The following is a 13,252-nucleotide window of genomic DNA, read 5'->3' as shown; positions in this document are numbered from 1 at the left end:
TCACCGCGGCGCGTGGGCCTCCAGGAACTCGTACACGTCGGTGGTGTCCACGCCGGGGAAGGCGCCGGTGGGCAGGGTCGCCAGCAGCGTGCGCGGGGTCTTCACGTTGGGCCACGACTGTTCGCGCCACCGCTCCTCCAGCTCCGCGGGGGCACGGCGGCAGCACACCTCGACCGAGTGCTTCGAGACGCCGCGGTGCGGGGTGTCGCGGCCCACGAACCACTTCGTGTCGTCGAACCGCACCCCCACGCTCACGGAGTGCAGCCCCTCGCTCGACGCCTCGACCCTGGCCGTGCACCAATAGGTCCCGTTGCCCGTGTCCGTGTACTGGTAGTACGGGTTGAAGCGGTCGTCCTCGTCGAACACCACCCGCGAGGTCCACCGTCGACAGCACATCTGTCCCTCGATCGCGCCCAGCCGATCGGTCGGGAAGTTCACGTCGTCGTTCTCGTACGCCTTGGTGATGGTGCCCGACTCGTGCACCTTGAGGAAGTGCACCGGGATGTCGAGGTGCCGTGTCGCGAGGTTGGTGAAGCGGTGCGCGGCCGTCTCGTACGACACGGAGTAGGCGTCGCGGAGGTCCTCGATCGAGATCGCACGCCGCTGCTTCGCGTCCTTGAGCGTCGGCACGACGTGGGCCTCCGGGATGAGGAGGGCGCCCGTGAGGTAGTTCGTCTCGACGCGCTGCCGCAGGAACTCGGCGTAGCTGCGCGGCTCGGCGTGCCCGAGGATCCGGCTCGAGAGCGCCTGCAGCACCGCCGTCCGCGCATCACCCTTGGCCGGGACGCTGCTCGACAGGTAGAGCCGTCCGTGGGCGAGATCGGCGACGCTGCGGGTGGTCTGCGGCAGGTCGGGGGCGTAGTGCAGCGTGAAGCCGAGGTAGGCGGCGATCTCCGAGGCCGTCCGCTGCGTGAGGGGTCCGCCCGGGTGCCCGACCGCGGCGAGGATCTCCGACGCCTTGGCCTCCAGGTCGGCGAAGTGGTTGTCCTGCCTCCGCATCAGGTGCCGCAGCTCCACGTTCGCCCGCCGCGCCTCCTCCGGCGTGGCCGCCCGCTCGTCCCGCAGCCGGTCGATCTCGCCGTGGAGGGCGAGCATCGCCTTCAGCGCGTCGGTCGGCACGGTCTTCGCGATGCGGAACGGGTCGATGCCGAGCGCCCGGAACGTCTGGCCCTTCATCGCCCGCTCCAGCGCGACCTCCAGGCTGCTGCGCTCGTCGAGCGGCTCGCCCTCCAGCAGCGCGTCGATCGTGACCCCGAGCGCTCGCGCGATCGCCTGGAGCTGCGTGAGCTTGGGCTCGCGCTTGCCGGTCTCGATCATCGACAGCTGGCTGGGCGCGCGGTCCACCGCCGTCGCGAGCTCTTCGAGGGTCATCCCCTGAGCGGTGCGCAGCTGACGGATCCGTCGCCCGATCGTGAGGGCGTCGGTGTCTTCTGCGGCCTCGGTGCTGGTCATGGCGGGGATTCTGTCACGAAAACAGAAAGAAGGGCAAACTTCTCCTTCGATCCGGCCGAGAAGAGCGCCGAAGTTCACACAGAGTGGGACCACGCCACCGGCACCGACGCCGGTTCCATCCGAGGAGACACCATGACGAACACCGCATCGAACCCCACCCCGCGCCCCGCCGGCCTGCGCGCCGGCGACCAGGTTCAGACGGCGGCGGAGCTCCAGGAGATCTGGGACACCGACCCCCGCTGGGACGGCGTCGAGCGCACCTACTCCGCCGACGACGTCATTCGCATCCGAGGCTCCGTCCGCGAGGACGCCACCCTCGCGCACCGCGGTGCCGAGAACCTGTGGAACCTCCTGCACACCGAGGACTACGTCCGCGCGCTCGGCGCCTACACCGGCGGGCAAGCCGTGCAGCAGGTGCGGGCCGGGCTCAAGGCCATCTACCTCTCCGGGTGGCAGGTCGCCGCCGACGGCAACCTCGCCGGGCAGACCTACCCCGACCAGTCGCTCTACCCCGCCAACTCGGTGCCCTCCGTGGTCCGCCGCATCAACAACGCGCTGCTCCGGCAGGACCAGCTCGAGCACGCCGAGGGCGAGATCACGCAGGACTGGCTCGCCCCGATCGTCGCCGACGCGGAGGCCGGATTCGGTGGGCCTCTCAACGCCTACGAGCTCGCGCAGTCGCTCATCCAGGCCGGCGCCGCCGCGATCCACTGGGAGGACCAGCTCGCGAGCGAGAAGAAGTGCGGTCACCTGGGCGGCAAGGTGCTCGTCCCCACGCAGCAGCACATCCGCACGCTGAACGCGGCGCGACTGGCGGCCGACGTCGCCGGGGTGCCGACCGTGATCATCGCCCGCACCGACGCCCTGGCCGCCGACCTGCTCACGAGCGACGTCGACGAGCGCGACCGGGAGTTCACCACCGGCGAGCGCACGACCGAGGGGTTCTACCGCATCCGTCCCGGCATCGAATCGGTCATCAGCCGTGGGCTCGCCTTCGCGCCCTACGCCGACCTGCTGTGGGTCGAGACCGGTGAGCCCGACATCGAGCTCGCCCGGGAGTTCGCCGCGGCGATCCACGCCGAGTTCCCCGGCAAGCTCCTGGCCTACAACTGCTCCCCGAGCTTCAACTGGAAGCGCCACCTGTCGGACGCCGAGATCGCGACGTTCCAGCAGGAGCTGGCAGACCTGGGCTACAAGTTCCAGTTCATCACGCTGGCGGGCTTCCACGCCCTGAACCACTCCATGTTCGACCTCGCCCGCGGCTACGCCGAGCGCGCCATGAGCGCCTACGTCGAGCTGCAGGAGGCCGAGTTCGCCGCCGAGGCCGACGGCTACACCGCCACCAAGCACCAGCGCGAGGCGGGCACCGGCTACTTCGACGTGATCTCCACCGCGCTCAACCCCGACAGCGCGACCCTGGCCCTCGCCGGCTCCACCGAGGCCGCCCAGTTCCACTGATCCCCACCTCTGCAAAGGATCCGCATCATGACCACTCCCACCGCTCCCCCGACCACCGCCCCGATCCCGACGACCCGGCAGGGACCTGCGATCGAGGTCACCGGACCGATCCGCGACCGCTACGACGAGATCCTCACCCCCGCGGCGATCGCCTTCCTCACCGAGCTGCACCACCGCTTCGCCTCTCGCCGCCACGACCGCCTGGCCGACCGCCTGCGCCGCCGCTTCGAGATCGGCAACGGCCACGACCCGCGCTTCCGTGACGACACCGCGCACATCCGCGCCGACGCCGACTGGCGCGTCGCGGGTGCCGGGCCCGGGCTGGAGGACCGCCGCGTCGAGATCACCGGGCCCACCGACCCGAAGATGACCATCAACGCCCTCAACTCGGGCGCCCGCGTCTGGCTCGCCGACCAGGAGGACGCCACGAGCCCCACCTGGAAGAACGTGATCGAGGGGCAGCTGTCGCTGCGCGACGCCATCCGCGGCGAGCTGTCCTTCACCTCCCCCGAGGGCAAGGAGTACCGCGTCACCGCCGAGCGCACGCCCACGATCGTGATGCGCCCGCGCGGCTGGCACCTGCCCGAGAAGCACATCGGGTTCATCGACCGCGCCGGCCGCCGCACCTCGGCCTCCGGCTCGCTGGTCGACTTCGGCCTCTACTTCCTGCACAACGCGCAGGCGCTGATCGACGGCGGCCGCGGGCCGTACTTCTACCTCGCCAAGCTCGAGTCCAGCGAGGAGGCGAAGCTGTGGGACGACGTGTTCTCCTTCAGTGAGGAGTACGTCGGGATCCCGCACGGCACCATCCGCGCGACCGTGCTGATCGAGACGCTGCCCGCCGCGTTCGAGATGGACGAGATCCTGTACGAGCTGCGCGACCACTGCGCGGGCCTCAACGCCGGTCGCTGGGACTACATCTTCTCCATCATCAAGAACTACCGCGGGCGCGGAGCCCGGTTCGTGCTGCCGGACCGCAGCGAGGTGACGATGACGGTCCCGTTCATGCGGGCGTACACCGAGCTGCTGGTGCAGACGTGTCACAAGCGCGGGGCCTTCGCGATCGGCGGCATGAGCGCCTTCATCCCCAACCGCCGCGATCCCGAGGTCACGGCGCGCGCGGTGGAGAAGGTGTCGGCCGACAAGAAGCGCGAGGCCGGCGACGGCTTCGACGGCACCTGGGTCGCCCACCCCGACCTCATCCCCACGGCGCAGGCCGAGTTCGACGCGGTGCTCGGCGACCGTCCGAACCAGGTCGACCGGCAGCGCCCCGAGGTGCACGTCACCCCCGAGGACCTGCTCGACCTGCACATCGGGCGGCCGATCACCGCACAGGGCGTGCGCGACAACGCGTCGGTCGCGATCCGCTACCTGGAGGCGTGGCTGCGCGGGCTCGGAGCGGTGGCGATCGACAACCTCATGGAAGACGCGGCGACCGCCGAGATCAGCCGGTCGCAGGTGTGGCAGTGGATCCACCAGGACCGCACGACGCAGGACGGCACCCCGATCACGGTCGAGTACGTGGAGGGGCTGATCGCGGAGGTGCTGGACGGGGTGGACCGCCGCGACGGGGACCGCTTCGACGACGCGGCCGAGATCTTCCGCGAGGTCGCCCTGCAGGAGGAGTTCCCCGCGTTCCTCACCCTCGGCGCGTACAGCCGCTTCCTGATCGACGAGGACTGAGCGCGGGACACGGGTGCCGCGGGTCGAGAGGCCCGCGGCACCGGTGCGTCCGCCGCGGCCCCGGTCGTCCGGTGCGGGCGTAGCCTGGACCCATGAGCGACGTGTGGACCGGCATCGCCGAGGAGTTCCTGCACCTGTATCCGCGCGGCCGCCGGCTGTTCGCGGTCGCGGGAGCCGATGCCGAGCGGTCGCGCCTCGCCGCCGATGCGCTCGCCACCGCGCTCACCGCCGCGGACCAGACGGTGGAGCGCGTGCACCTCACCGCGGTGGACGAGACGGCGCTGCGTGCCCTCATCATCACACCGTTCCGCACCGGCAGTGCGGACGGCACCATCCTGCTCGTCTCCGGTCCCGCCGCGGTGGTGTCGCCCACGGCGCGTGGCCTGTGGAACTCCGTGCTCTGGCAGCTCGCCGGGGAGGAGCCGCCGCACACGGCCGCGAACGCCCTGGTCGACCTCACGGATCCCGCGCACCCCGCCCGCCGCTTCGCGGACTACTGCGCGGTGCCGTCGTCCTTCGAGACCTGAGCCCCGGCTCACGCGCACGAGGGCCCGACACCGCACGGTGTCGGGCCCTCGGCCGTGCGGCGGGGATCACTCCTCTCCGGGTTCCGCGTCGAGACGGGCGCGCACCTCCGCGTCGAGCACGAGGTCGGCGGCACCGAGAGCCTCGTCGAGCTGCGCGACGCTGGAGACGCCGACCACGGGGATGACGGGCACCTCGGCGCCGAGCAGCCACGCGAGGGCGACCTGGTTCGCGGTCGCTCCGAGCTCCGCGGCGACCTCGTGCAGGAGCGCGCGGCGGACGTGACTGGAGGGGTGGTCGACGCCGCCCCACAGCGGCTTGTCCACCCGGGCGATGGCGCCCTGGTGCAGCGGTGAGTACACGGTGATCGCGAGCGGGGGTCGCTCATCCGTGCCAGTCGAGGCCGCATAGCTCAGCAGCTCGGGCGTCACGAAGTTGTTCCGCCCGAGCCGGGGCGCCGGATACAGATAGCTGTACTGCTGCTGCACGACGCCGTACGGCGCGACGCCCTGGCGCTGGGCCTCCTCCCGTGCCTCCACCACGCGCCAGGTGGGCACGTTGGAGATGCCCGCGATGCCGACGAGCCCCGCGCGCTGCAGTTCCCCGAACGCACCGACGGTCTCGGCGAGCGGCACCTCGGTGTCGTCCACGTGACCGTAGAGCACGTCGATGCGGTCGATGCCGAGCTGGCGCGCGCTCTCGGGGCCCTGCCGCCGGATGACCTCGGCCGACAGCCCCTCGAAGTTCGTCGGAGGGGTGTTGGACAGCGGCTTCGCCGGATCCTTCTGGGCGGCGCCGATCTTGGTCGCGATGCGGACGCCGTCGCGGTTGCCTCGGTCGTGCAGCCAGCGGCCGAGGAGCTGCTCGCTCTCGCGCCCGTGACCTCCCGCCCAGAGGCTGTAGTTGTTCGCGGTGTCGATGAACGTGCCACCGGCCTCGACGAAGCGGTCGAGGATGGCGCGCGAGGTCTCTTCGTCGGTGCGGGTGCCGAAGTTCATGGCACCGAGGCAGAGCGTGGAGACGTCGAAAGACGTGCGGCCGTCGGAGAGGGTGCGGTACTGCATGGGGGTTCCTTTCTCGGGGACGGCTCCACGCTAGAGAGCTATCGGTCCGGCGCTACACTCCAATCACGATGCAGAACACCAGACCGATTCTCGCGTGGGAGACCCTGATCGATCTCGACTCCGACGTCGAGGGCGGCCTGCTGCGCGATCGCGTGGAGTCGGCCCTGCGCCGCGCGATCGATGACGGACGCCTCACCCCCGGCGCCGCGCTGCCGCCGAGCCGGACCCTCGCCGAGACGCTCGGGGTCTCGCGCTGGGTCGTGACCGAGGCGTACGGGCAGCTCGTCGCCGAGGGAGTCCTGGAGGCACGGACCGGTTCGGCGACGCGCGTCGCGGAGAGCCTCGGAGCTCCTCCTCCCCCGCAAGCCGCGGGTGCACGGCGACCCGGCCACCCGGGCCGCACGGGTACCACCGGTGCGCGCGAACTCGCGCCCGCGGCCGACACCGCGACCGAGTCCCGCGCCGCAACACGGGCACCGGCGCGCTACGATCTGCGGCCCGGCATCCCGGATCTGCGCGCGGTGCCGCGTGCCCGCTGGTCGTCCGCGCTGCGGGCGGCCCTGACCGCGCTGCCCGATCGGGAACTCGCCGCCGCACCGACATCGGGGCATCCGTCCGCGAGGGCGGCCGTCGCGTCGTACCTGGCCCGCTCGCGGCACGCGGTGGCCGACCCCGACCACGTCATCATCACCCACGGGGCGACCGACGCGATGGACCTCCTCACGCGCGAGCTGCACCGGCGCGGCCACCGCGCGATCCTGGTGGAGGACCCGAGCTGGTCGCGGTTGCGCGTGCAGGCGGAGCAGAACGGACTGCGGCCCATCCCGGTCCCGGTCGACGCGGAGGGCATCGACACCGACAGCCTGGTCGAGCTCGCCGCGCAGACCGGTGCCCGCGCGGCGCTCGTGACGCCCGCCCACCAGTTCCCGCTCGGCGCCGCCCTGTCGCCGGCGCGGCGCGAGCGCCTGGTGCGCTGGGCCCGCGCCGCCGATGCGCTGCTGATCGAAGACGACTACGACGCGGAGTTCCGCTACGACCGACGCCCCGTCCCCGCCCTGCAGCGCCTCGCTCCTGATCGGGTCGCTCTGATCGGGTCGCTGTCGAAGTCGGTCTCCCCGGCCCTCGGCGTCGGGTGGATGCTCCTGCCGTCCGACCTCGCCCCCGCCCCCGCCGCAGGACCCCCGTCGCTCGTCGACCAGGCGGCCCTTGCGCACTTCCTCACGCGCGGCGACTTCGAGCGGCATCTGCGATCCTCGCGCTCGCGGTTCCGCCGTCGACGGCAGCGCCTGCTCGACGCGCTCGACCGGGAGCTGCCGGGCCTCGAGGTCTCCGGGATCGCCGCGGGGATGCACCTCGTGCTGCGGCTCCCCCCGCGGTGCACGGCGGCAGAGGTCGTGTCGGCGGCGGCGGGCCTCGGCATCGCGCTCACGCCGCTGCAGCGGTACGCCGTCGCCGTCACACCGTTCGAGGCACTCGTGCTGGGCTACGGCAACCTCGACGACGCACTGGTGGAGGAGGCCGCAGCACGGCTCGCCTTGGTCCTCCGCTCCGTGCGCTCCTGACCCCCGCTCAGTGGAACGGCGCGGCCACGGAGTTGCGGTGGTAGTCGAACACGATGCTCGTGCGGGTCGAGGCGACGCTGCTCTGCGCCGACAGGTGCTCCAGGACGAACTCGCGCATCTCCGACGAGTCCGCGACCGCGATGTGCAGCAGGAAGTCGTCGTCGCCGCCCAGGAAGAACACCTGGATCACCTGCGGCAGGGCGCGCACCCGGTCGGCGAACTCCACGATGCTCTCGCGCCGGGCGCTCGGGCGCAGGCTCACGCCGATGATCGCCTGGAGTCCCGCGCCCAGCTGCCGCTCGTCGACGCTGGCGTGGAAGCCGGTGATCACGCCGCGGTCGACGAGGGCGCGCAACCGGGCGTGCGCGGTGGAGGGCGCGACGCCGAGGCGCGCCGCGAGCTCGGCGTTGGTCATGCGGCCGTCGACGGTGAGCAGCTGCACGATGCGGGCATCGGTCTGGTCGAGCGCCGGTGCCCGAACGCTGTTCGGCTCGGGGGCGGAAGACGTGGTGGCCATACGAAGCATTATTCAGGATTCTCGCGATGGCCGAATTGCCTTCATCAAATCTGTCCCTTCCTCGACGTTTCTGCGATTCTGGTCTGCGCCTACGCACCCCGAGACCAGGAGGATCGATGAAGATCGGCGTCCCGACCGAGATCAAGAACAACGAGAACCGCGTCGCCCTCACTCCCGCGGGCGCGGATCGCCTGGTGCACGAGGGCCACCGCGTGCTCGTGCAGTCGGGGGCCGGCATCGGCTCCAGCATCGCCGACGACGACTACCGCGCGGCGGGCGCCGAGATCGTCGACTCCGCCGAAGAGGCCTGGGGCGAGGCCGACCTGCTCATCAAGGTCAAGGAACCCGTCGCCGCGGAGTACGGCTTCCTGCGCGACGATCTCACCCTGTTCACCTACCTGCACCTGGCCGCCGACCGCCCGCTCACCGACGCCCTCGTGGCCGCGGGGACCACGGCCGTCGCGTACGAGACGGTGCAGCTGCCCGACCGATCGCTTCCCCTCCTCGTTCCCATGAGCGAGATCGCCGGACGCCTCTCGGTCACCATGGGCTCGTACTCGCTGCTGCGGTCGCAGGGCGGCCGCGGCATGCTGCTGGGCGGGATCGCCGGGACACCCCGCGCCAAGACGGTCGTCATCGGCGGCGGCGTGGCCGGAGAGCATGCGGCAGCCAACGCGCTCGGCCTCGGCTCGAAGGTCACGGTGGTCGACATCTCCCTGCCGCGCCTGCGCGAGCTCGAGCACCGGTACGGCGGCGCGCTCGAGACCCGCGCGTCGAGCCGCTACGACATCGCCGAGGAGCTCGCCACGGCCGACCTCGTGATCGGCTCGGTGCTGATCCCCGGGGCCGCCGCGCCGAAGCTCGTGACCGACGACATGGTCGCCGGGATGAAGAAGGGCTCGGTGCTGGTCGACATCGCGATCGACCAGGGCGGCTGCTTCGAGGGCTCGCGGCCCACCACGCACGACGACCCCACCTTCGCGGTGCACGACTCCATCTACTACTGCGTCGCGAACATGCCGGGAGCGGTTCCCACGACGGCGACCCGCTCCCTCACCAACGCCACGCTGCCCTACGTGTCCGCGATCGCGGGCAAGGGCTGGGAGCGCGCGGCCGCGGAGGACGCGGCGCTGGCGAAGGGGCTCAACGTCCAGGGCGGACGCATCACGCTCGAGGCCGTCGCCCGCGCCCACGGTCTCACGGACTGACCTTCCCGACCCGAAAGAACCGCGGATCTTGGCCGGTCCCCACATGTCGACCGCCGTGGCGACGCGAGTACGCTCGTAACCGTGACCGAACGCGCTCCTCTCTCCCGCAAACTGTCCGCCATCGCCGAGTCCGCGACGCTCAAGGTCGATGCCAAGGCGAAGGCCCTCAAGGCCGAGGGCAAGCCCGTCATCTCGTATGCGGCGGGCGAGCCCGACTTCGCGACGCCGCAGTTCATCGTCGACGCCGCCGCCGAGGCCCTCGCCGACCCGGCCAGCTACCGCTACACCCCGGCTCCCGGACTGCCCGCGCTGCGCGAGGCCATCGCCGCGAAGACGCTCCGCGACTCGGGACTCGAGGTGTCGCCCAGCCAGGTCATCGTCACCAACGGCGGCAAGCAGTCGGTGTACCAGGCCTTCCAGGCCGTCGTGAACCCGGGCGACGAGGTGCTGCTGCCCGCCCCGTACTGGACCACGTACCCCGAGGCCATCCGACTCGCCGACGGCACGCCGGTCGAGGTGTTCGCGGGCGCCGACCAGGAGTACAAGGTCACGGTCGAGCAGCTGGAGGCGGCGCGCACCGAGCGCACCACCGTGCTCGTGTTCGTGTCGCCGTCGAACCCCACCGGCTCGGTGTACACGGCCGAGGAGACGAAGGCCATCGGCGAGTGGGCCGTCGAGCACGGCATCTGGATCATCAGCGACGAGATCTACCAGAACCTCACCTACGAGGGCGTGAAGGCCACGTCGATCGTGGAGGCCGTGCCCGCGGCCGCGAACCAGACGATCCTCGTCAACGGCGTCGCCAAGACGTACGCCATGACCGGGTGGCGGGTCGGCTGGATGGTGGGCCCGGCCGACGCGATCAAGATCGCCGGCAACCTGCAGTCGCACCTCACCAGCAACGTGAACAACGTGGCGCAGAAGGCGGCGATCGCGGCGCTCAACGGCCCGCAGACCGAGGCCGAGCAGTTCCGCGAGGCGTTCGACCGGCGTCGTCGCCTCATCGTGTCGGAGCTGTCGAAGATCGACGGCCTCGTGGTGCCCAACCCGCTCGGCGCGTTCTACGTGTACCCCGATGTGCAGGGCCTGCTCGGTCGCACGTGGGGCGGGGTGACCCCGACCACGTCGCTGGAGCTCGCCGACCTCATCCTCGACCAGGCCGAGGTCGCCGTGGTGCCCGGCGAGGCGTTCGGCCCGTCCGGCTACATCCGCATGTCGTACGCGCTCGGCGACGAGCAGCTCCTCGAGGGCGTGCAGCGCCTGCAGCGACTGTTCTCCTGACCGACACCCCGAGACCCGCCCCGCCGCTCCCGGCCGGGCGGGTCTCGTCGTCTGTCCCGGTGCTGCGCGCGGGTCAGTCCTCGGGGTGGAAGCCGATGAGCCAACGGATGCCGTAGCGGTCGACGAGCGTTCCGTCGTGGTCGCCCCACGGCCGCCGCTGCAGCGCATCGATCACGCGCCCGCCGGCGGCGAGCTCACCGAACCAGCGCGTCAGGGTCGCCGCATCCGCCGTTCCGAGGAGCGACAGGAACATGCCGCTCATCTGCACCGCGTCGTCGTCGGCGCCCGCATCCGCTCCGGCGAGCTCGACCGGGCCGCCGCTGAGCTGCCCGTGCGCGACGGCGTCGCCAGGACCGTCGTGGCGACCGGCCTGCGCGTAGTTCGTCAGCTGCAACTCACCCCCGAACACGTCGCGGTAGTGGCCGAGGGCTTCGGCGGCGGTGCCGGGGAACAGCAGGTACGGGATCAGTCCACTCATGCGGCGAGTGTACGACGCGGGCCGGACGCCCTAGAGGTCGACGCCGAGCAGCACGGGCTCCGGCTGCAGCACCAGCCCGAACTCGGCGTGCACGCGGCTCTGGATGAACCGCGCCAGCTCCGCGACCTCCGCCGCCGTCGCCCCACCGCGGTTGGTGAGGGCGAGGGCGTGCTTGGTGGAGACCGAGGCGCGCGACCGCGGGAGCTTGAAGCCCTTGCGGATACCCGCCTGTTCGATCAGCCAGGCCGCGCTCACCTTCACGTCGGGCGCCTCGGCCCTGGTCGGCGGCACGTACCCGTCGTACGACGCGAGCGGGATGACCGTCACGGCGTCGAGGTCGGGGGCCACCGGCCAGCGCGGGCACTCCGGGGGCAGCGTGCGCGCCTGCGCAGCCGTCACGATCGCGTTCTGGAAGAAGGAGCCGACGCCGTGCGTGTCGGGGTCGTGCTCGTCGAGCAGCATGCCCTTCGACCCGCGGGTCGCCAGGATGCGCTCCCGCACCCAGGTCAGCGGCACCGGCGCGTCGTCGGTCAGCCCGAGCGCGCGACGGAGCTGCTCACCGCGCACCACCCGCTCCCCCGCGACCAGCAGGTCGACCGTCACCGACAGGATCACGGCGCGGCGTTGCGGCTCGCTGCCGTGGTGATGCTTGAGCACCGAGGTGCGGAAGCCCAGCCCGAGCTCCGCCGCGGGCACGGTCGAGATCTCACCCGTGGACTCGTCGATCAGCTCGACCTCGACCAGCGTCTCCTGGATCTCCTGGCCGTAGGCGCCGATGTTCTGCACGGGAGACGCGCCGACGGTCCCCGGGATGCCGCTCATGGCCTCCAGGCCGGCGTACCCGTGCTCGACCGCGTAGGCGACGAGGTCGTCCCAGCCGTGGCCCGCCTGCACGCGCAGCCGGATACGACCCGCATGCGGCGAGGGGAGCTCCTCGATCCCGGTCGTGCGGACGCGGATGACGGTGCCGTCGAACGGCTCGTCCCCCACGAAGAGGTTGGAGCCGCCGCCCAGCACCAGCCACGGGTCGCCCCGCTCCCAGGTCTCGCGGAGCGCCTCGACGAGACCCTCGGTCGTGGTGGCGTCGAACATGCGCTCGGGGGCGCCGCCGGTGCGCAGCGTCGTGAGCTCGGCCAGCCGCAGGGGTTCGACCTCTCTCATCGGACGGCGACGCGCAGCTGCGCCTTGACGAGCACGCTCGTGTCGTCGAACGTGACCTTCAGGTCGATCCGCGCGGTGTCGTCGTCGACCGCGCCGACCGTCGCCGCCACATGGATGTCGGCACCGTCCACCGGGTCGACCACGACGGGCTTGGTGAAGCGCACGCCGTAGTCGACGATGCGGGTGGCGGGGTCGAGCGCGGCCACGACCACCGACGAGGCGATGCCCATCGTGAGCATGCCGTGCGCGAGCACGCCGGGGAGCCCGACCGATGCGGCCACGTCGTCGCGGTAGTGGATGGGGTTGAAGTCTCCGGAGGCACCGGCGTAGCGCACCAGGGACTCGCGGGTGAGGTGCACGGTGCGCTCGGCGACCACGTCTCCGACGGTGAAGCCCATCAGGCGTCCTCTCCCTCTTCCGCGCCGACGAGCAGCACGGTGGTGGCGGTGACCACGTGCGCACCCTCGTCGTCGACGATCTCGGTCTCGCTCGTGATCATGGCGTTGCCGCCCATCATGCGGATGCCGGTGACCCGCAGCTGTGCGGTGAGCTCGTCGCCCGCCACGATCGGCCGCGAGTAGCGGAACCGCTGCTCCGCGTGGACCGTGCGCGACAGCTCGATCCCGGCGTTCTCGTCGCCCAGCAGCTGCTGGAGCGTGAGGTCCTGGATCACCATCGCGAAGGTCGGCGGGGCGACCACGTCGGCGTAGCCGGCTGCGCGGGCCGCCTCGACGTCGGTGTGCTGCGGGGCGTCGGCGAAGACGGCGCGCGCGAACTCGCGCACCTTCTCCCTGCCGACCAGATAGGGGGCGGTCGGCGGGAACTCCCGGCCGATCAGATCTTGGTTGACTGCCACCCCTCGA

At 71.6% G+C, this 13,252-nt stretch carries 13 protein-coding genes; 6 read left to right on the top strand and 7 right to left on the bottom strand.

Annotated features, from left to right (window positions below; genetic code table 11):
• Nucleotides 1-1,452 (bottom strand): XRE family transcriptional regulator, encoded by a 1,452-nt coding sequence (locus tag ACFV3I_RS16345; RefSeq protein WP_136029608.1) that lies wholly within the window; start codon nucleotides 1,450-1,452, stop codon nucleotides 1-3.
• A gap of 132 nt (nucleotides 1,453-1,584) precedes the next feature.
• On the opposite strand from ACFV3I_RS16345, the gene aceA reads away from it, so the two are divergent.
• From aceA to ACFV3I_RS16330, 3 genes are all read left to right on the top strand, one after another.
• The gene (gene aceA, locus ACFV3I_RS16340) at nucleotides 1,585-2,910 is read left to right on the top strand and encodes an isocitrate lyase (RefSeq protein WP_378823640.1); all 1,326 of its coding nucleotides are present in this window, start codon (nucleotides 1,585-1,587) and stop codon (nucleotides 2,908-2,910) included.
• A gap of 27 nt (nucleotides 2,911-2,937) precedes the next feature.
• Nucleotides 2,938-4,593 carry a malate synthase A gene (gene aceB / locus ACFV3I_RS16335; protein WP_378823637.1) on the top strand — a complete coding sequence of 552 codons (1,656 nt, stop codon included), beginning with the start codon at nucleotides 2,938-2,940 and terminating at the stop codon, nucleotides 4,591-4,593.
• A gap of 92 nt (nucleotides 4,594-4,685) precedes the next feature.
• A complete protein-coding gene (locus tag ACFV3I_RS16330; protein ID WP_136029614.1) occupies nucleotides 4,686-5,120 on the top strand; it encodes a hypothetical protein in 435 nt (144 codons plus the stop codon).
• Nucleotides 5,121-5,186: 66 nt separating this feature from the next.
• Here ACFV3I_RS16330 and ACFV3I_RS16325 read toward each other — a convergent pair whose 3' ends face one another.
• Nucleotides 5,187-6,182 carry an aldo/keto reductase gene (locus tag ACFV3I_RS16325; protein WP_247637654.1) on the bottom strand — a complete coding sequence of 332 codons (996 nt, stop codon included), beginning with the start codon at nucleotides 6,180-6,182 and terminating at the stop codon, nucleotides 5,187-5,189.
• A 68-nt stretch (nucleotides 6,183-6,250) separates the two neighbouring features.
• Here ACFV3I_RS16325 and ACFV3I_RS16320 point away from each other — a divergent pair, with 68 nt between their 5' ends.
• Complete coding sequence (locus ACFV3I_RS16320) at nucleotides 6,251-7,744, top strand: PLP-dependent aminotransferase family protein (protein ID WP_378823634.1); 1,494 nt, start codon at nucleotides 6,251-6,253, stop codon at nucleotides 7,742-7,744.
• Nucleotides 7,745-7,751: 7 nt separating this feature from the next.
• Here ACFV3I_RS16320 and ACFV3I_RS16315 read toward each other — a convergent pair whose 3' ends face one another.
• Nucleotides 7,752-8,270: an Lrp/AsnC family transcriptional regulator gene (locus ACFV3I_RS16315; protein WP_136028946.1), complete on the bottom strand. Its 519-nt coding sequence runs from the start codon at nucleotides 8,268-8,270 to the stop codon at nucleotides 7,752-7,754.
• A gap of 107 nt (nucleotides 8,271-8,377) precedes the next feature.
• Between ACFV3I_RS16315 and ald the strand changes: the two genes are divergently transcribed.
• Together ald and ACFV3I_RS16305 are read left to right on the top strand one after the other, a co-directional pair.
• Nucleotides 8,378-9,469, top strand: coding sequence for an alanine dehydrogenase (ald, locus tag ACFV3I_RS16310; RefSeq protein ID WP_378823632.1), 1,092 nt, complete (start codon nucleotides 8,378-8,380; stop codon nucleotides 9,467-9,469).
• An 81-nt stretch (nucleotides 9,470-9,550) separates the two neighbouring features.
• A complete protein-coding gene (locus tag ACFV3I_RS16305; protein WP_136035984.1) occupies nucleotides 9,551-10,750 on the top strand; it encodes a pyridoxal phosphate-dependent aminotransferase in 1,200 nt (399 codons plus the stop codon).
• Between the two features lie 73 nt (nucleotides 10,751-10,823).
• Here ACFV3I_RS16305 and ACFV3I_RS16300 read toward each other — a convergent pair whose 3' ends face one another.
• Genes ACFV3I_RS16300 through ACFV3I_RS16285 form a run of 4 tightly spaced genes read right to left on the bottom strand, consistent with a single transcriptional unit; the run spans nucleotide 10,824 to nucleotide 13,245 of the window.
• Nucleotides 10,824-11,228 carry a VOC family protein gene (locus ACFV3I_RS16300; protein ID WP_378823630.1) on the bottom strand — a complete coding sequence of 135 codons (405 nt, stop codon included), beginning with the start codon at nucleotides 11,226-11,228 and terminating at the stop codon, nucleotides 10,824-10,826.
• A gap of 30 nt (nucleotides 11,229-11,258) precedes the next feature.
• Nucleotides 11,259-12,389 (bottom strand): UDP-N-acetylmuramate dehydrogenase, encoded by a 1,131-nt coding sequence (locus ACFV3I_RS16295; RefSeq protein WP_136035983.1) that lies wholly within the window; start codon nucleotides 12,387-12,389, stop codon nucleotides 11,259-11,261.
• Nucleotides 12,386-12,787 (bottom strand): MaoC/PaaZ C-terminal domain-containing protein, encoded by a 402-nt coding sequence (locus tag ACFV3I_RS16290; RefSeq protein ID WP_136045895.1) that lies wholly within the window; start codon nucleotides 12,785-12,787, stop codon nucleotides 12,386-12,388. Before ACFV3I_RS16290 ends, ACFV3I_RS16295 begins: the two co-directional genes overlap by 4 nt.
• Entirely contained in the window at nucleotides 12,787-13,245 is a 459-nt protein-coding gene (locus ACFV3I_RS16285) for a MaoC family dehydratase N-terminal domain-containing protein (RefSeq protein ID WP_136028932.1), read from the bottom strand. The genes ACFV3I_RS16290 and ACFV3I_RS16285 overlap by 1 nt, the downstream gene beginning before the upstream one ends.
• Between the last annotated feature and the right edge of the window lie 7 nt (nucleotides 13,246-13,252).

Source organism: Microbacterium sp. NPDC059771 (assembly GCF_042732495.1).
Taxonomy (GTDB): domain Bacteria; phylum Actinomycetota; class Actinomycetes; order Actinomycetales; family Microbacteriaceae; genus Microbacterium; species Microbacterium sufflavum.
This window is presented reverse-complemented; position numbering and strand designations above follow the sequence as displayed.